This window comes from Vagococcus sp. WN80Y, from assembly GCF_059621045.1.
Map to the genome: position 1 here is coordinate 1 of NZ_JCAQHY010000111.1, position 18,388 is coordinate 18,388.

Sequence of the window (18,388 nt, forward strand, 5' to 3'; positions counted from 1 at the left end):
AAATAAAAAATCGAGTAGTGTCACATGCGGCGTGACACATAGACTAGCAAAACTGGAAAATCAGTGCTACTGAGATTCTCTGATTATTCCAGTAGAATAGTGATAGCGAGTGATAATTAATTGAGATGAGAGAATATTTTCCTTTTCTTCCCTCATTAAATTGTCAAATAAAAAATTAAGTAGTGTCACACGCGGCGTGACACATTTAGAAAATGTAATTATATCTAAACAACTTTTTGGTAAGAGAACTTAAGAGGTTATTTGAAATGTACAGTAGCCTATGAACATACATAATAAGAAAAAAAGTGGGGGATTTAATGGATATTTGGCAGGAATTATATGAACAAGCAAAAGAGTTGTATGAACCGACGGAGGTGTCTCCCTTTGTTTATGCTCATCATGTGGTGTCAGCAATTGAAAGTGAAGATGGACGGATTTATACGGGATTTTGTATTGAAAGTTGTAGTGGGGTTATGGATTTATGTGCGGAACGAACTGCAGCGCTCAAGATGTATATGGATAGCGGGCAAACAGTGATAAAACGAGTAATTACCTTTCGGGACGCGCCACCTGAGGGCGTGAGTGGTATGCCTTGTGGTGCTTGTCGAGAATTTTTGATGCAATTATCAGCTAAAAATAAGAATACTGAAATCATGGTTGATTATGCTAACAGAACAACTGTCAGGTTGGAAGAATTAGTGCCAAACTGGTGGGGGTGGATGAGGTACCAAGAAAAGTAAATTAGTTAAAAATAAACCGAGCATTCCTTCCGGAAGCTCGGTTTATTTTAATTGGTCATTTTTTTGACACTAGCACGCTCAATTAATTTGGCACCAAGGATAATTCGCTTAGAAATACCGCCGTTATGAATACGATCATTTAACGTGTTAACGCCAACTTCACCCATCTCCTCTGAGAAAATCTTGATGGTTGTTAGAGGTGGGGAGATAAATTGAGAGACTGATAAGTCATTAATACCGATAATACTCACTTGTTCTGGTACATTAATACCTTCCTCAGTTAAGGCGTTGATAGCCCCAATGGCCATGGCATCGTTTGAAACTAGAAAAGCAGAAGGGAGATGCGTCTTGCCTAATGAAGTGATTGCTTCTTTGGTTAATTGATAACCAATGTCAACGTTAAAAATTTTGGTATTTCGAAAGAAAAAATAAGTGTCGTCAAACAACCCATTAGCTGTTAGGTAATCAATAAAAGCATTGGTTGTCGGCGCCTTATAGTGACGACGTCCAAATAAATTTTCTCGATCCTCGGCTCCGATAAAGCCGATTTTTTTGTGTCCTTGCTTGATTAAATAGTCCAATGCCAAGTCAGTCGCTTGAGTAAAGTCTCCATTGACTGTATCGAAATCATTTAGTGGGTAATTGGTGCCGATAAAGCAGACATTTTTATGCAGTCGATTGATTAAATCGACATTTTCTTGATCAAATTTTCCAATTGCTAAAATCCCGTCAATGTCACTGGGGAAGTTAGTGTCCAAATGAGAGGCCTTAGTAACATTAATACCTAGTTCAGCTGCACGTTTTTCTACGCCAATCCGAATTGACATATAGTAAATATCGTTTAGTTCTTCTTTTGAATCTAACCATTGAACGATTGCAATATTTTTACTCGTTTCACTGTCTTTCTTTTTTTTATTCTTATATTTTGTATAGTTAAGCTTTTCCGCTACTTCAAAAATTTTCCGTTTAGTTTCGTCTGTCACTGAAAGTGAGTCATCGTAGTTGAGGACCCTTGAGACAGTGGCAATAGAGACTTGAGCTTCGCGTGCTATATCCGTAATCGTCGCCATAAGTAGTGTTACTTCCTTTCGTCCGTCTTAATACTTCTAATATACACTATTTTACTAAAAAAGATAAGTCATACAAGTTAATATTTATTATTTTTAGTAAAAAGAGTTGATTTTTTTACCAAGTGGATATACAATAAGATTAATTGAGAAACCGTTTTATTTACAAAGGTCCTTGATGTGACAGGTTTTTTCTCCATCGTATTTAAAAGAATTAAATAGAAAAGGATCTGTCATGGTTATAGAAATATAGTTATTAATTATAATTTTAGTAAAAAAGGAGAACAGAATGAAAACAAGTCCTCGTTTTGAAACAAAAGAAGAGTTTACTGCTGGTTTTTATGACTTAATTGAGCCCTTATTGCCCCTATTGGAAGAGCAGCCAGGCTTGCTAAACTTAGGAACAAGCGGATCGGTTTATCAGGAACGAACGCGTCAGGTGGAAGCGTTTTTACGTCCTTTGTGGGCAGTCGGCCCGTATTTAGCACATTCCTCGGATGAGGTTATTAAACAGCCATTTTTAAAGGGGATCGTTGCAGGGTCAGATCCAGAAAGTCCGAGCTATTGGGGAGATGCCACGGATTACGACCAACTTTTGGTCGAGATGGCCGCACTGAGTAACACTCTTTTATTGGCAAAAGAACAGACTTGGGACGTGATGTCAGAAAATGAGCAGGCAAATTTATATCGCTGGCTCAATCAAATCAATGAGAAGGAGATGCCAGTTAATAATTGGGTATTCTTTCGAGTGTTAGTTAATTTGGCTTTTAAGCATTGTGGTCAACCATGGAATCAGTTGCAAATGGAGGCAGATTTGGCCGTTGCTGAATCCTTTTATCTTGGTAATGGCTGGTATTGTGATGGTGTCGCATCACAAATCGATTATTACGTGTCATTTGCTATTCATTATTACAGCTTGATTTACAGTAAGGTCATGGCAGAAGACGATCTGGAGCGTAGTCTCCTAATGAAAAAAAGAGCCAAAAAATTTGCCCAAACCTTTAAGTATTGGTTTGCAGAAGATGGCGAAGCTTTACCATTTGGACGTAGCTTAACGTACCGTTTTGCCCAATGCTCTTTCTGGTCTGCCTTAGTTTTCGCAGATGTGGAAGCCCTTCCTTGGGGAGAGATTAAGGGGATTATTAGTCGCAATATGCAACGTTGGATGTCTCATGATATTTTTACAACAGATGGGTTGTTATCTATTGGTTATCACTATGATAATTTGGTCATGGCAGAAGGCTATAATGCGCCGGGATCACCATATTGGGGAATGAAATCATTTTTACTTTTAGCGGTTCCTGATGATCATCCTTATTGGCTGGCTGAGGTTTTGCCGATGAGCTACGAGCATGAGCGACAATTAATTCCCGAGGCACGCATGCTGATGACCCAGTGTGGCGGACAGGTTCAGGCATTTGTTGGTGGTCAGCTGGAAAATAAGCAGGCTCATGTTGATGGCAAATACAGCAAATTAGTTTATTCAACAACCTTTGGCTTTAGTGTCTCGAAAGGCAGTCTTTATTATAAACAGGGAGGCTTTGATAATTGTTTAGCTTTAGGTGAAGAGGATCGCTACTATCGATCAAAGTTGGAGACGACGGCTTATGAAGTAAGTGAGGAGCGAGTAATTAATTACTGGTCACCTTGGCCAGATGTGGCTATTAAAACAACGGTTATTCCATTGGATGAATGGCACCTTAGAATTCACGAAATTCAGACTTCTCGCACGTTATTTGCTAATGATGGCGGCTATTCTGTCCCAGTAAGTGTGGGAAATCAAGTAACAAAAACAGTATCAGGCGTGGTCTGCCGAACAGCTATTGGTCAAACAGCAATTTATAACGTTGCTGGTTATCAATCTGCTGAATTAGTTGTGACTGAGCCGAATACAAGCTTATTTTTTAGTAAGAGCACTTTTCCAAAATTAGGTACTTGGCTTGAAGCTGGTAACCATCGATTAATTAGTTTGGTTGGCGGTAGTGTGACTGAAGCGGGGCATATCAAACCAGAAGTTGAGATGATAGGCGAGCAGATTAAAGTGACTCAAAAAGGGCGTCAGCTATTTTTTGGCCTTTAGTTATGGAGTGTAAAGAAGGAGAGTCGATGGATGATTAGCGAATTAAAAGAGGAAATCTTGCGAGCAGCAAGACGATTGGTGGAGGAGCCAGGCTTACCGACCTTAGAGTTTCAAGCCTATCAAGCGTTTATAAAAACTGGCAATCGTTTAGAATTTGAGGCTCGCTATTTTGAAAGACGTCGGCAACTAGCCACGCTAGCTTTAGCTTATGTTATCAATAAAGAGTTAGAGCTGAAAGTCGCGTTGGAAGATGTTATTTGGGAGATTTGCAATGAATATTCTTGGGCATTACCAGCTCATTTTGAAGAGGTTGAAGGGGTGTTTATTCCGGAAAGTGACGTTGCGATTGATTTATTTGCGGCAGAAACTGGTCAGGCCTTGACAGAGATTTGTGAGCTATGTGGAGATCAATTGGCAGTTTCGGTGGTGAAGAGAGTGCGACGGGAAGTTGATCGGCGATTGTTTCAGCCGTTAATGGCAAGATCTTGGCGCTGGGAGCAGATGGCGAATAATTGGAGTGCGGTTGTTGCCGGTAGTCTTGGGATGGCGGCTTTGTCATTGTTACCAGCAAGATCAGCAGAACAGCAGGAAATACTCGTACGCTTAGAAGCGACCCTTGACGTTTATCTTGGTTCCTATGAAGAAGATGGGGCTTGTCTTGAAGGGGTTGGATACTGGGCCTATGGTTTTGGTTATTATCTTTATTTTGCTGAAAAATATCAGGCAGTTTATGGGGATGATCGCTATTTGAAAAAAGATAAGCTCCGTGCAATTGCAGGCTTTCCCTATGGTGCTTTGATCAATCAGAACGAATTCGTGCCGTTTTCTGATGTCAATGATGTCGAGTTACCGACTGGCTTAATGAGTAGTTGTCAACAACAGTTTGGCGTGGGAGTTCCACCTTATCAGCAAGCGAATGGTCTTGATTTTGACCATTGTTATCGATGGGCTCATCTCTATCGAAATCTGGTTGGGACAAAAGCTGTTAATCAGTTTTTAACGGCAGAGCCATTGACGTATTTTCCCGATGCGGAATGGTTGATTATCCGCCAGCCAAATTTTATTTTTGCGGCTAAGGCGGGGGGGAATGACGAAAGTCATAATCACAATGACGTCGGGCACTTTATTATTGGTAATGGTCAAAAGCTATGGTTAACGGATTTAGGGGCTGGGGAGTATACGAAGGCCTATTTTGATAATGAAATTCGGTATTCGATTTTAACCAACCGGTCGTTGGGGCATTCTGTTCCTGTTATTAATGGCTATGAACAACGATTTGGTAGTTATCATAGCCAAGAGGTAACGCTAAGTGAGCATGGGGAAAAGGTTGAGTTCTCGTTAGAGCTGTCAGCTGTTTATCCTGATGAGGCAGGGTTAGAGCGGTTTACTCGTCGTTTTTGGATTGATACCGAAGAAAACAAGGTTACTGTAATCGATGAATTAAGCTTTAAAACAGTCGGCACCCATACTGTGTGTCAAAATTTTGTCAGTAAAAGCGAGCCGATAGTAACTAAAGAAACTGCTAGTTGGCAAGAATCTGATGATGGGCTAATGCTAAAACTGACTGGTGGAGAGCTGAGGTGTTGTCGGGAAAGTTATGCTAATCATCAGGGAGAGAATGATGCGGTTTATCTGCTACAGAGTGAACAAGGAGTGGCAAAGGATTATTGCCAGAGTATGATTTTTAAGCAAACTAAATGAGAAGGTGGCCGTTAATAAATGAAGAGTAAGTGGAATTGGTTAGAGCAAGAGAAGGACGCAGTGTTACAAAAGTTAGCTGATAATCTGGAGACCTTTGAGTCAAAGGTACCACCAGCAGCGTCTGTGGGGTTAGTTTATCAACCTGAGGACAATATTGATTGGACAGCTAGCTTCTGGTTGGGGATGTTATTTTTAGGAAAGGAGCTAACGAAGGATTCTCGCTTTGACAAGGTTATCGCAACGCAGATGGCCTCTTTTAAGCAGCGCTTAGTGGACAAAGTGGCGTTAGAAACCCATGATATCGGCTTCCTTTATACGTTATCCGCCGTGGCAGACTATCAAGTGACAGGACAAAAGGAATCGGCTGAACTAGCGGTGGCTGCGGCGGATGAGTTGATGACTCGCTATAGTGAGAAGGCACAAATTATTCAAGCTTGGGGCGATTTAGCTGATCCAAATGAAAATGGTCGGATGATCATTGATTGTTTAATGAATCTACCTTTACTGTATTTTGCTTCAAATATGACAGGTGATTCTAGTTATCGGGAGGCGGCTTATGCTCACGCTAAGCAAACGCAGCGTTATATTGTCCGAGATAATTTTACGACGTATCATACTTACTTTTTTGATACTAAGACAGGAGCGGCTTTGCGTGGTGAAACAGCTCAAGGGTTTGCAGATGATTCGTGTTGGGCTAGAGGACAAGCCTGGGGGATTTACGGCTTTACATTGAGTTATTTACATACGGGGGATGAGAGCTTTTTAGAAACGGCGTGTCAGTTGGCTGATTATTTTATTGGGCAACTTCCAGCAGATAAAGTGGCTTATTGGGACTTAGTTTTTACAGATGGAAGTGGCGAAGAACGAGATAGTTCGGCAGCTTCAATTGCGGTTTGTGGGCTTTTAGAACTAGCGAGACAGCTCCCTTTAAGTAATGAGTCCCGCCAGCGATATGAAAAAGAAGCCGTTTTGATGATGCAGGCACTTGCTCGTGGTTACACCACAAAAGAAGTACCAAATTCTAATGGGCTTTTATTAGAAGGTGTTTACGATAAAAATAGCGCAAAGGGGGTCAATGAATGTACCATCTGGGGGGACTATTATTATGTTGAAGCTTTAGTTAGATTATCGCAGGCGTGGTCACTTTATTGGTAATGAGTTTGGTTAATCGAATCAAAAATAAGAAATCATGGAGGATACACAGAATGAAAATGGTTAAAAAAAGTTTAGCTTTAGTTATGGCAACAGCTGTCTTAGGCGGTTTGGCTTTAGTGGGATGTGGCGATAGTGATAAATCAGCTGGTTCGAAGGCTGGTAAGGATGGCAAGGTTGAATTATCGGTTTCTACTTGGAATTATGATACAACTCCAGAATTTGAAGCACTTTTCAAAGCCTTTGAGAAGGAGAATCCAACGGTGACGGTTAAAGCAATCGACATAGAAGCTGCTCAGTATGATGATAAATTGACAACTATGTTAGCTGGTGGAGACAAAACCGATATCCTTACTATGAAAAACCTCTTATCTTATTCGACCTATGCGACACGGGATCAACTGGTTGATTTAAGTGACCACATCGAAAAAGATATTGATGTTACTAAATCTCAAGATATGTATGACTATTTCAAAATTGATGGTAAAACGTATGCACAACCTTATCGGACAGATTTTTGGGTTCTTTATTACAACAAAAAAGCCTTTGATGAGGCAGGGCTTGATTACCCAGAAAATCTAACGTGGGAAGAGTATGATCAATTAGCGAAAAAATTAACGACAGGTAAGGACAGTGATAAGGTATATGGTGCGTATCATCATACATGGCGCTCTGTTTTACAAGCTGTTGCAGGCGCGCAAAATGACTCGTTGTTAACCGAGCCAACGTATGATTTTTTTGAAGATTACTATGATCGGACATTGAAATTACAAAAAGACGGCGTCATTATGGACTATGGTACTGCAAAATCAACGCAAACGACTTATGCGTCTCAATTTGAAACTGAGAAAGCTGTCATGATGCCAATGGGAACTTGGTATATGGCCGGTGTATTGGCTTCTAAGGAAAAAGAGGATACCTCAGTTGAATGGGGAATTGCACCGATGCCTCAAAAAGAAAAATCTGATAAAGTAACAACCTTTGGCTCGCCAACCGCTTTTGCCATTAGTAAGAATTCAAAAAATCAAGAGTGGGCACAAAAGTTTCTTGATTTTGCAACAGGTGAAGAAGGGGCCAAAATTTTAGCAGGTGTCGGCGTTGTGCCATCGTATAAAACGGCAGAGATTGATGATATTTATTTCTCTAAAGAGGGCATGCCGAATGACGCTATTTCTAAAAAAGCCTTCGGACCTGATACTATTGGCATTGAGTTCCCTGTTCATGATAAAGGCGGAGCGATTGATAAAATCCTTCAGGAAGAGCATGAGTTGATTTTAGTTGGCGATGAAACACCTGAAAAAGGCATTGCTAATATGGAAAAAAGAGTTAAACAAGAATTAGACGAATAAAATAGGATTGAAAAGCTATCAGATCAAGGCTTATGGTTGTGTGAGTACGTAACTATAAGCCTAACTGGTAGAAGAAAAGGAGGGGTTCTTTTATGGAGTTATCAACTAAATCATCAAAAAAAACACGTTTAAAACAGAAGAATACGTTAATTGCTTGGACGTTTATTTTACCAAACTTTGCTGGTTTCTTTATTTTTACCTTAGTGCCTGTTGTGTTTTCTTTTGTTTTAGCTTTTATGAAATGGGATTCATTTGGCACGCCAGAATTTGTAGGGGTTAAAAATTTTACAAAAATGATCAATGATGAGACGTTCTGGATCTCACTTAAAAATACGTTTCTATATACAATTGGCGTGGTACCATTGACGATTATCTGTTCATTGGGGTTGGCGATGTTACTCAATCGTAAATTAAAAGGCATGAACTTTTTTAGGACAGCATTTTTCTTTCCTTATGTGACGTCACTTGTTGCGATAGCGGTTGTTTGGAATATGCTTTTTCACCCAACTTTGGGGCCTATCAATCAGTTTTTAAGTGTTTTTATTTCCAATCCTCCTGGCTGGACATCGAGCTCTCAGTGGGCCTTGTGGGCAGTGGTGATTGTAAGTGTTTGGCGAGGGATGGGTTATTATATGATCCTTTATCTGGCAGGCTTACAAAGTATTCCCAATGAATTGTATGAGGCAGCATCTATGGATGGGGCGAATACATCTAAGAAATTTTGGCATGTCACGTTACCATCTTTGCGTCCAACGACTTTTTTTGTGACCGTAATGCTGGTAATTAATTGTTTTAAAGTTTTTGACCTGATTCAAGTAATGACAGATGGTGGGCCTGGTCGAGCTACAAATGTTCTTGTTTATCAAATTTATAATGAGGCCTTTGTTAAATTTAATTTTGGTTACGCGTCAGCTATTTCATTAATTCTATTTGTGATTGTATTGGGCGTAACAGTCATCCAATTTAAGTGGAATCAACGACAAGAAAGAGCATAGGGAGGGGAATTTTTAATGGGAATATCAACAAAAAAAGTTGTGAATCAAAGAGCTAAAAAAGTGTCGTCAGTTAGTTTGGGAAAAATCGTGACCTTTATCGTTTTAGCTATTTTATCCATTCTCGTGTTAATTCCGTTTTTTTGGATGCTTTCTTCGTCAGTAAAAACTAATAATCAGGTTTTTACTGTACCGATTCAATGGGTACCGAAAGAGTTTCATTGGGACAACTACTCGAAAATATGGTCAACGATACCGTTACTCACTTTTTTTAAGAATACGGCATTTTTAAGTGTGATTATCACTGTTATTCAATTATTTACTAGTAGCTTTGCGGCTTATGGCTTCTCAAAATTAAGCTTTAAGGGGCGCGATGCGCTGTTTCTAGCGTACATTGGCACGATTGCGGTTCCTTGGCAAGTTTACATGATTCCCCAGTTTATTATGATGAGAAAGCTTGGTTTGACGGATAAGCTCTTGTCACTGATTTTGATGCAGGCTTTCAGTGCATTTGGCGTCTTTTTATTGAAGCAGTACTATTCAAGTATTCCAGATGAGCTATGTGAGAGTGCTCGGATTGATGGACTGACTGAGTGGGGAATTTATCGTAAGATTATTTTACCTTTAACTAAGCCAGCTTTAGCTAGCTTGACGATCATTACCTTTGTTAATACGTGGAATGATTACATGGGACCGTTTATTTATTTGTCTTCAACTGAGAATAAAACAATTCAACTTGGCTTGAAAATGTTTGTTTCTCTTTATGATGCTGAGTATGCGCTGATTATGGCAGCATCTGTGGTGTCAATTTTGCCAGTGGCAGTTGTCTTTTTGGCTATGCAAAAGTATTTTGTAGAGGGAATTGCTACTTCTGGAATGAAGGGCTAGTGAGGGGGAGCTGACATGAAAAAAGAGGAATTTTTGGATAATAATGTTTACGCTAAGCTATTTCGACTGAGTTACAATCTGTTGATGTTAAATGTTTGTTTTACTCTAACAACCAGTCCGCTACTATTACTTTTATCAGTCTCGGCTTTGACTCTTAAAAATAGTCTCTTCTTTTTAGTGGCTAGCCTCTTATTAGCGCCCTCATTTTTTGCTTTACTGAAATGCCTTGATACGTGGCTCTATCAGAAAGAGTTGGCTGTTACACGAGATTATGTTACTTTTTTTCTTCAAGGATTTAAGCAGACGTTTTGTTATGACCTGCTTGTTAGTTTGATGGTGGTGATTTGCTTAGTTGATAGTTCGGTTATAGTAAAGTCGAGTGTTAAAGGTTTATTGCCATTTTTTCTGATGCTTGCCGTTTTAGCAGTTGGGTTGCTAGTGAATCTACTCTATTTCTATGTTCGCAATCCGCAAAAAGAAAATCGTCAGCTTGCTCAAATTGCTGTTTTCTATTTGCTTAAAAAGTGGTACATTAGTTTGATTAATGTCGCTCTTTTAGTGGTTTTGGTGATTGCTTTCGTAGTGAGACCGCCGATTGGATTTTTCATTTTGCCAAGTTTAATCGGGGGGAGCGTTTATTGGAATTGTTCTAAGCTTCATCAGGTAGGTGAAACAAATGTTTTTAAATAGAAAGCTGAGTCTTTTTATAGGGATTATGATGCTTGCTTTGGTAGTGAGTGGTTGTCAAAGTCAACAAAATAGTCAAGCGGAATTTGATCGTGAAAGTGCTCAACGGCTTAAAGTGAGTGCTCAGGAATTTTCTAATGAAGCCTATCAAAATGGCGAAGTACCTTTAAAGACTTATGTCAAAATGAGTGGGACTATCGTAAAGACAGATGCAATTAACCCAGCAGAAATCGGCAAGAGTGAGCGATTTGTAGTTGAATCTGATGGCATTCCTTATCAAGTGATTAACAGCTCGGGCGAAACGGTAGCGTTAGCCGATGAGGTGATTGTTTATGGTGAGTATCAGGGCTTTATTCAAGGTGAAAAGCTCGAATTGGTTCAGTAATCATGGGGAAATCATAACTACCGTGGTGAATGGTTTTTTAGAGGGAGCTAAGACTTTGACTCTGTGTCAATTAATGGTATGATAGAAAAAATTAATTGAACAAGTTAAAGGAGGAATCGCAATGGGCTTAAACGAATTTATTTTAGGACTCACGAACTTGGAAAAAATCAATCGGGCGCCAGGCTTTTTCAAGTTCACTGAGCACACAGTAGCGGCTCATTCTTTTCGAGTGGCTTCTATTGCTCAAGTTTTAGGGGATATTGAAGAAGTGAACGGGGTCGAAGTTGATTGGAAAATGTTATATGAAAAGGCGTTGAATCACGACTATACTGAACGGTTTATTGGTGATATTAAAACTCCTGTAAAATATGCGAGTCGCGAGCTTCGTGGGATGCTTCAAACGGTTGAAGAGAAGATGACAGATGAGTTTATTAATCAAGAGATCCCGTCAGAATTTCAAGCTATTTATCGTCGTCGATTGTTCGAGGGGAAGGATGATAGCTTGGAAGGAGAATTACTTGCAGTTGCGGATAAGGTCGATCTACTGTATGAGTCCTTTGAGGAAATCATCAAAAATAACCCAGAATCGGTTTATAAAGAGATGTTTGTCGAGTCGGTGCAGACGATAAAAAGTTATGGGCATCGTCCATCTGTTGTGTACTTTTTTAAAGAAATCTTTCCTGAGTTATTGAAGGAGGATTTTTATGGCAAGGATGATTTTATGCGAACTGTAGAGCAGGCCTTAGCAGAGTGATAGGTTAGAAGCGAAAGAATTAATTAAAACCAATTCGTTTTTTAAAGAGAACACCCCTCAATTCCACCTTCTTCGATGGGGAATTGAGGGGTGTTAGTGTAGGTTATGGTGCTTTTTCGACTAGTATCCACAGTTCGCAGAATAAGTCGTTCTCAGCTGATTCAAAATAAATTTCATAGTCGGTATGATCGGTTTGTTCATAGCCTGTTTGTGGTGAAAATTCCTTTAGAAATTGACTCCACATGTCGCCAATGCAATCGCCGTTGGTTCCATAGCCATTGAAGACGGCGTAAGTTCTTGCGTCAATGTCCCAAAACTGAAAGCCTTGATTAATTAAGTCCTGTGCTTCAAAGGAGGTCGAATGCTCATCAATTAAGACGCCAATACCATAATCAAAGGTTAGCTCATTGGTCGTTGTGGGACTACACAACCCATAAAGGTCTTTTTTTCCTGTGGGTCGTAGTGCTTTTAGTTGATCGATTCTTTTGTTAGTGTATAGCTCGTTCCAAAAGTTTGGAATGTCTAAGGTGTCTTCATCGTTCATCGTTTCATTTTTAAAGGCTTTGACTTGTGTGACAAAGTGTTTCTTTTCAGTCTGTTCAATCCTGTAATTCATAGCTGTACCACCTTCCAGTGACAATTTTATGATCAGAGGGTTAAATAATAGTAACTGAGTACCACTCAACTTAGCAGCTTTTGGTGAAACACCGTGAAAGCGAGTAAATGCTTTAGTGAAGCTTTCGGGTGTTTCGTAACCGTATTTATAACTAATATCAATCACTTTCTGCGAGGTTGTCTGAAGCTCATGTCCAGCCATAGATAACCGCCGATTTCGAATGTAGGTATTAGCTGTCATGCCGGCCATTAAGCTAAAGGTTCGATGGAAGTTATAAGAAGGCATGTGTACTTCTTTAGCAACCTCTTCATAAGTGATTTTTTCTAGTAAATGTGCTTCGATATAGTCGATTGCTTGTTGGAGCAGTTTAAACCAGTTCATCCTATTTGCCTCCTTTCATTAGCTATTATAGAACTTAAGTGTATCATATGCCTATCATTGTTTGCTAAGTTTTGTCTAAGTTATTTGATGGGTGATGGTGAGCATGATCGGTTAAGAATGGCTTAAACTATGCTATTATTAATGTGAAAAATAACCTTGTCGACATTAGGTTGACGAAAAGGAGAACGCAATGGAAATCAAGTTAGATGTAATGATTACTGAGGGGCGGACCCAGATTCAATTGTTAGACAATCAAGGTATCATAGAGATCATCAACGGAACTGAGCTTAGTTTGGAGAAGCCTGCTGTTTATTTGTTGGTTAAGGAGCAGGGCATTACTGAAATTGGTCAGACAGTGAAAGAGGATGAGCAACGATTAGTTGAGGTGGATCAGATTATCACGATACGGCCGACTTGGGAGATTGAATTGAATTATTTGGAGCAGCTACTGGTTGAGGAGGCCGAAAAAAATGGGCTTAAGTTAGCTGACCAAAAACGTTCGGCTATTAAAGTTCCAGCTAGTACTGTTAAAGTAGTAGGCGCTTATGTTGGCACTCTAAGGACTATTTTGGAAACATTTGGCTATTCGTTAGCACCCAAACCTGTTGTGGCGCCTGTTAAGAAAAAACCAGCAAAGGCTCAGCACCGATGGAGTAAAGAAGTTAGTCAAATTGAGTTTCATGTGGATGCTAGAGAAAGTAAAGCAACGGTTTTGTGGCAAAAGCGGAATGAAATGCTGATTAAGGCTGGGGCAAAAATGAAGCCTAAAGCAGATTTAAATAAGGATGGGTCAGTCGGCTTTTCTGCGAAAATGGGAGAAAAAATTCGTTCAGATCATCACACTCAATTTAAGGATTTTGAAACAACCGAGGATATTATTTTAAAAAGCGTCAATGAAGTTGGGCTGTTCTTATATTTTGGCGGGACTAATAGTTGGTTAGAATTAATAGATGAAAATGGAAAAACGATTGATTCATACACGGTAGTCAGCTAGTCATATAGAGGTACGTATCATAAACTAACATGTGATACGTACGTTTTTTTGTTATAATAAAGAAAAAATGAAAGGAGCTAAGCATGAAAATAGGGATAGTAAATGCAAGTTCCCAAAAAGATAAAAATCCTATACTAGAACGTGAATTACGTACAGCGTGCAAAGGCAAGTCGGTGGAAATAATCAATTTTGGGGTATATCCTTCTGAAGAGGCAACCTATAGCTACGTTCAGATGAGTCTAGCTATCAGTCTGCTACTGAGCTCCAAGGCGGTTGATTTTGTGGTGACCGGGTGTAGTTCTGGAACAGGAATGATGTTAGCGTGTAATTCTTTGCCAGATGTTATTTGTGGGTCTGTGGCTAACCCGTCAGAAGCTTACTTATTTAGCCAAATTAATGCAGGTAACGCTCTTTCATTCCCATTAGGCTTAAACTTTGGCTGGGGGGCCGAGCTTAATTTAAGATTTACATTAGAAAAATTGATGGAAGAGCCTTTCGGTGGAGGCTATCCAAAAGTCGAGGCCGCGAGAAAACAGGCAAATACTGCTGAGTTGAAGCAACTGAAGCTACTCTCGCAAAAATCCTTAGTTGAGATTTTACCACAAGTGGATAAGGACTTGATCTTACCAATTTTACAGCGTCCATTTTTTTATGATTATTTCCTTCAACATGGTACAGATGAGGCATTAAAAAAAGCAGTGCTAAGCTTTCACAAAATCTCAAGCTGATTAAATGATTTTTATACTTTGTAGGCATATCATTCCTTTTTTGGACAACTTTCCTATATACTTAGATTGTAACTATTATAAATTAGGAGGGATTTTCATGAAGGTAATCGTTTTAGGATCTTCTCATGGTGGGTATGAAGCTGTCGAAGAATTATTGTTGACGCATCCTGGTGCTGAGATTCAGTGGTATGAAAAAGGCGACTTCATCTCATTTATGGGTTGAGGAACGCAAATGTATCTCGAGGGAGTTGTCAAGGATGTAAATTCAATCCGTTATATGACAGCAGAAGAGATGGAAAAACGTGGGGTTCACGTTTATACAAATCAGGAAATTACAAAACTAGAAGCTGACAAGCATCAGGTACAAGTTCTAGATCATCTGACAGGAGAAACTCGTGTCGAGACTTACGATAAGATTATTTTAAGTCCAGGAGCGAATCCATTTATTTTACCTGTACCAGGGAAAGAACTGAAAAATATTGAAACCATGCGTGGCCGTCAAGATACGATTGATTTGAAAATGAAATCAGTCGATCCAGACATTCAAGATGTTGTGGTAATCGGTGTTGGCTATATCGGAATAGAGGCGGCGGAGTCGTTTGCTAAGGCGGGTAAAAAGGTCACATTAGTTGATATTATCGAGCGTCCTCTGGGTGTTTATCTTGATAAGCAGTTTACTGATGTTCTTGAAAAAGAGATGACTGATAATGGCATCACGCTTGCGATGGGCGAGTCTGTGGTTAGCTTTACTGGTGAGGATCAGGTTCGTTCTGTGATCACTGATAAAGGAGAATATCCAGCTGATTTAGTCGTTATGTCTGCAGGGGTTCGGCCAAATACAGCTTGGCTAAAAGGCGCTGTTGAACTATTACCTAATGGGATGATTAAAACAGATGCTTACATGCGTACGAGTGAAGAGGATGTGTTTGCTGTTGGTGATGCGACACTCATTCAATACAATCCGGGGAATACGGAGGTTAATATTTCGCTTGCTACCAATGCACGCCGTCAAGGACGCTTTGCTGCTAAGAATTTAGTAGAAGCCACTTATCCTTTCCCAGGAGTACAAGGTTCGTCAGCTTTACGTGTTTTTGATTATAAATTTGCTTCAACAGGTTTAAATGACCAGATGGCTTCTCGTTTAGAAATCGACACAAAATCTGTCTATCTTGACCAAGATACATTGATGGATTTTGTGCCAGCTAATATGAAAGAGCGTGTCATGTTTAAACTGGTTTATAGCCCAGAAAGTCGTGTGATTTTAGGCGCCCAAATTATGTCTAAGCATGATTTAACAGCTAATATTAACGCCATTTCTATTGCCATTCAAACGAAGTATACGATTGATCAGTTAGCTTATGCTGATATGTTCTTCCAACCAGAGTTTGATACGCCTTGGAATTTGTTGAATATGGCTGGACTAAAAGCTATTGAGCAAGAAAAAGGAAATTAAAATTTAATTGATAGAAGAAGCTGTGATGAACTTATGTCCAGCTTCTTTTTTGTCTTGAAATACTGAGAAAACTGGCGTACAGTTAAGGAAAGAAGCAGACTAGAGGAGGAGAATTATGGCTAAACAAGTATTGCATGCGCAGGTAGAATCTTTAGGTGGACTTAAGCTGAGATGTACGGCAAGAGACTTTGAATTTATGATTGATGAGCCTGAGAATGCTGGTGGAACTAATGAAGCAATGAATCCTTTAGAGGCGTTATTGTGCTCGCTGGGAGCCTGCAAAATGATGGTAGGCCGTTTTTTCTATCAAAGTCATCAGATTAACTTGATTCGCATGACTGTGGCTATTCAGGGAGAGATTGATTCTGATCGACTTAAAGGGAAGCCAGAGGTCAAAATAGGGTTTTCTCATATTAAAACAACGTATCAGATTGAAGCAGCTAACACGCGAGCCGAGATTGAGGCTTTTATTCAATTTATTGAGACTACTTGTCCTGTTAAGGATACGATTGCAAATTGTCCGAGCTTTGAAACTGACATAGTTGTGGTTGATTGAGTACAAAAGTGTTTACGTTGATTGTAAAAAGAAGCGAGTGACCCAGGAGCTTCGTTATAAGAAAATGCTGTTTATTGTTCATGAGTCTACTCGCAATCTAGATGGTGCTGAAAATATTGAACAGTTTTGTAAGTAAAACTCTCATAGATAAGATCAAGGGAAGCTTTTCTAATCGGCAAGATACAGATTAATTTCAAGGGGCTCCTAATAATTAAAGAAGGGGTAGGCATTATCTGAATTGGGGAATTCTAAATAATAAGAAGTCACTAAAAGTTAAGTCATTTTCCTATACAAATACGGGATTTAGTCATATAGTATTTTTTATACTCTAAAAAGTAAGTAGGGATTATGGATGATAAATTTTTTGATTAAGTGGTTTGAAACAAAGCAACAGACTAAGCAGACAGATTTGAGAACAGCTTTTGGCTCCTTTGCAGGACAAGTAGGCTTGTTCTCAAATCTGTTACTTTTTGTTGGTAAATTGGTTATAGGACTTATTTCAGGCAGTGTTTCGATTATGGCAGATGCAATGAATAATTTATCTGATACGGTATCGTCGATTTTGACGTTAGTTGGGTTTTATATTTCAGGAAAACCTGCGGACAAGGAGCACCCATATGGGCATGAACGGTTTGAGTATATTAGTGGCATGATGGTGTCATTATTAATTACGTTTGTGGGATTTCAATTTTTAACAACCTCAATCGAGCGAATTAGGGAGCCACAGAGTGTTAAGGTTACGCCAATTATTTTAATTATTTTAGTGTTGTCAATTCTAATAAAGGTTTGGCAAGGTGTTTTTTATCAGCGAGTGGCTAAAAAAATAAATTCGAATACATTAGTGGCTGCGTCGAAAGATAGTTTGAATGATGTTTATACAACCATTATGGTGCTGGTTTCAGCTGGGTTTGAAGGCTTAACTGGCATACAAATTGATGGGTATGTAGGATTATTGATTGCTTGTTACATTATTTATAGTGGAATTCAGCTCATTCGTGAGTTTATTGATGAATTAATGGGGTTACGCCCTAATCAAAGTCAGATAGATCTAATGAAGGCTTATTTGTCAGAGGTCTCTGATATTATTGGGTATCATGATTTATTAATTCATCAGTACGGGCCTAACAAATGTTTTGCATCAGTTCATATAGAAATAGACGATCGCTGGGATTTAACGAGGGCTCACGAACGAATTGATGAAATAGAATATAAATTTAGAAAAAAACTGGGAGTTGATTTGGTATGCCATATTGATCCGGTCAATTTGCATGATCAAATGCAACAAGTGATTCACCAAGAGATAAAGGCGATTATTCGCTCGATAGATGTGGAACTGAAAGCCCATGATATTAGGACACTGGTTCATGGTGATGGTGAGATGATTCTTTTTGATTTGGTTGTGCCAAATAAGTTTAAGTTGACTGATCAAGAGATTAAGACTGTGGTTCAAGCTCAAACATTGGAAAAAATAGGTCAGTATAAAATAAAAATTACGTTTGATCATATTTATTTATTGTGACAAAAAAGGATAAAAGAGCTATATAATGAATAGTAAAAAAAGAGTTTGGGACGTAAGTCCGAAGAACCTTAAGATAGAAGACCGAAAATCGTAAAAAATGATTTTCAGTCTTCTATTTTTTAGATTATTAGGAGAATCCTCTTTGTTTTCCAGCTTACTTAGCCTATATTTCCTTAAATTTACTGCCATTAACGCGAATCCAATTTCATTGTGTGTCTGCTGTTTCCCTCGAACAGAGAACCGAGTGAACCCTAAACAAGCCTTCAAATGTCCGAAAGCAGGTTCGACGTCAATTTTTCGTTGGCGATAGAGTTTACCTGTTTCTTCTTCTGAAAGCAGCTGTTGA

Annotated in this window: 18 protein-coding genes; 15 read left to right on the forward strand and 3 right to left on the reverse strand. The window is 39.2% G+C overall.

Annotation, left to right across the window (positions count from 1 at the left end; genetic code table 11):
• Window positions 1-317 precede the first annotated feature (317 nt).
• Window positions 318-740 carry a cytidine deaminase family protein gene (locus AC5KOD_RS04285; protein ID WP_496913298.1) on the forward strand — a complete coding sequence of 141 codons (423 nt, stop codon included), beginning with the start codon at window positions 318-320 and terminating at the stop codon, window positions 738-740.
• 47 nt (window positions 741-787) lie between these two features.
• Here the strand turns inward: AC5KOD_RS04285 and AC5KOD_RS04290 are convergent, their stop codons facing one another.
• Window positions 788-1,810, reverse strand: coding sequence for a LacI family DNA-binding transcriptional regulator (locus tag AC5KOD_RS04290; RefSeq protein ID WP_496913299.1), 1,023 nt, complete (start codon window positions 1,808-1,810; stop codon window positions 788-790).
• Window positions 1,811-2,096: 286 nt separating this feature from the next.
• On the opposite strand from AC5KOD_RS04290, the gene AC5KOD_RS04295 reads away from it, so the two are divergent.
• From AC5KOD_RS04295 to AC5KOD_RS04335, 9 genes are all read left to right on the forward strand, one after another.
• Entirely contained in the window at window positions 2,097-3,887 is a 1,791-nt protein-coding gene (locus AC5KOD_RS04295; protein ID WP_496913300.1) for a DUF2264 domain-containing protein, read from the forward strand.
• 30 nt (window positions 3,888-3,917) lie between these two features.
• Window positions 3,918-5,588, forward strand: a complete 1,671-nt coding sequence (locus AC5KOD_RS04300; RefSeq protein WP_496913301.1) for a heparinase II/III domain-containing protein — start codon at window positions 3,918-3,920, stop codon at window positions 5,586-5,588.
• A gap of 18 nt (window positions 5,589-5,606) precedes the next feature.
• Window positions 5,607-6,743: a glycoside hydrolase family 88 protein gene (locus tag AC5KOD_RS04305; protein ID WP_496913302.1), complete on the forward strand. Its 1,137-nt coding sequence runs from the start codon at window positions 5,607-5,609 to the stop codon at window positions 6,741-6,743.
• A 50-nt stretch (window positions 6,744-6,793) separates the two neighbouring features.
• Window positions 6,794-8,089 (forward strand): ABC transporter substrate-binding protein, encoded by a 1,296-nt coding sequence (locus AC5KOD_RS04310; RefSeq protein WP_496913303.1) that lies wholly within the window; start codon window positions 6,794-6,796, stop codon window positions 8,087-8,089.
• 92 nt (window positions 8,090-8,181) lie between these two features.
• On the forward strand, window positions 8,182-9,084 hold the full coding sequence (locus tag AC5KOD_RS04315) for a carbohydrate ABC transporter permease (protein WP_496913304.1): 903 nt from the start codon (window positions 8,182-8,184) through the stop codon (window positions 9,082-9,084).
• Window positions 9,085-9,228: 144 nt separating this feature from the next.
• Entirely contained in the window at window positions 9,229-9,969 is a 741-nt protein-coding gene (locus AC5KOD_RS04320; RefSeq protein ID WP_496913315.1) for a carbohydrate ABC transporter permease, read from the forward strand.
• Window positions 9,970-9,984: 15 nt separating this feature from the next.
• Window positions 9,985-10,659 carry a hypothetical protein gene (locus AC5KOD_RS04325; RefSeq protein ID WP_496913305.1) on the forward strand — a complete coding sequence of 225 codons (675 nt, stop codon included), beginning with the start codon at window positions 9,985-9,987 and terminating at the stop codon, window positions 10,657-10,659.
• Window positions 10,646-11,041 (forward strand): hypothetical protein, encoded by a 396-nt coding sequence (locus AC5KOD_RS04330; protein ID WP_496913306.1) that lies wholly within the window; start codon window positions 10,646-10,648, stop codon window positions 11,039-11,041. The genes AC5KOD_RS04325 and AC5KOD_RS04330 overlap by 14 nt, the downstream gene beginning before the upstream one ends.
• Window positions 11,042-11,162: 121 nt before the next feature.
• Complete coding sequence (locus AC5KOD_RS04335) at window positions 11,163-11,795, forward strand: YfbR-like 5'-deoxynucleotidase (RefSeq protein WP_496913307.1); 633 nt, start codon at window positions 11,163-11,165, stop codon at window positions 11,793-11,795.
• A gap of 103 nt (window positions 11,796-11,898) precedes the next feature.
• On the opposite strand, the gene AC5KOD_RS04340 is transcribed toward AC5KOD_RS04335, so the two are convergent.
• Complete coding sequence (locus AC5KOD_RS04340; protein ID WP_496913308.1) at window positions 11,899-12,792, reverse strand: AraC family transcriptional regulator; 894 nt, start codon at window positions 12,790-12,792, stop codon at window positions 11,899-11,901.
• A 190-nt stretch (window positions 12,793-12,982) separates the two neighbouring features.
• On the opposite strand from AC5KOD_RS04340, the gene AC5KOD_RS04345 reads away from it, so the two are divergent.
• From AC5KOD_RS04345 to AC5KOD_RS04365, 5 genes are all read left to right on the forward strand, one after another.
• Complete coding sequence (locus AC5KOD_RS04345; RefSeq protein ID WP_496913309.1) at window positions 12,983-13,786, forward strand: hypothetical protein; 804 nt, start codon at window positions 12,983-12,985, stop codon at window positions 13,784-13,786.
• Window positions 13,787-13,869: 83 nt separating this feature from the next.
• Complete coding sequence (locus AC5KOD_RS04350) at window positions 13,870-14,514, forward strand: RpiB/LacA/LacB family sugar-phosphate isomerase (protein WP_496913310.1); 645 nt, start codon at window positions 13,870-13,872, stop codon at window positions 14,512-14,514.
• Window positions 14,515-14,611: 97 nt separating this feature from the next.
• The gene (locus AC5KOD_RS04355) at window positions 14,612-15,967 is read left to right on the forward strand and encodes an FAD-dependent oxidoreductase (protein WP_496913311.1); all 1,356 of its coding nucleotides are present in this window, start codon (window positions 14,612-14,614) and stop codon (window positions 15,965-15,967) included.
• A 115-nt stretch (window positions 15,968-16,082) separates the two neighbouring features.
• On the forward strand, window positions 16,083-16,523 hold the full coding sequence (locus AC5KOD_RS04360) for an OsmC family protein (RefSeq protein WP_496913312.1): 441 nt from the start codon (window positions 16,083-16,085) through the stop codon (window positions 16,521-16,523).
• A 352-nt stretch (window positions 16,524-16,875) separates the two neighbouring features.
• Window positions 16,876-18,042: a cation diffusion facilitator family transporter gene (locus AC5KOD_RS04365; protein ID WP_496913313.1), complete on the forward strand. Its 1,167-nt coding sequence runs from the start codon at window positions 16,876-16,878 to the stop codon at window positions 18,040-18,042.
• An 18-nt stretch (window positions 18,043-18,060) separates the two neighbouring features.
• Here AC5KOD_RS04365 and AC5KOD_RS04370 read toward each other — a convergent pair.
• Window positions 18,061-18,388 (reverse strand): transposase (locus tag AC5KOD_RS04370; protein ID WP_496913314.1); only part of this gene is annotated, 328 nt, incomplete at its 5' end.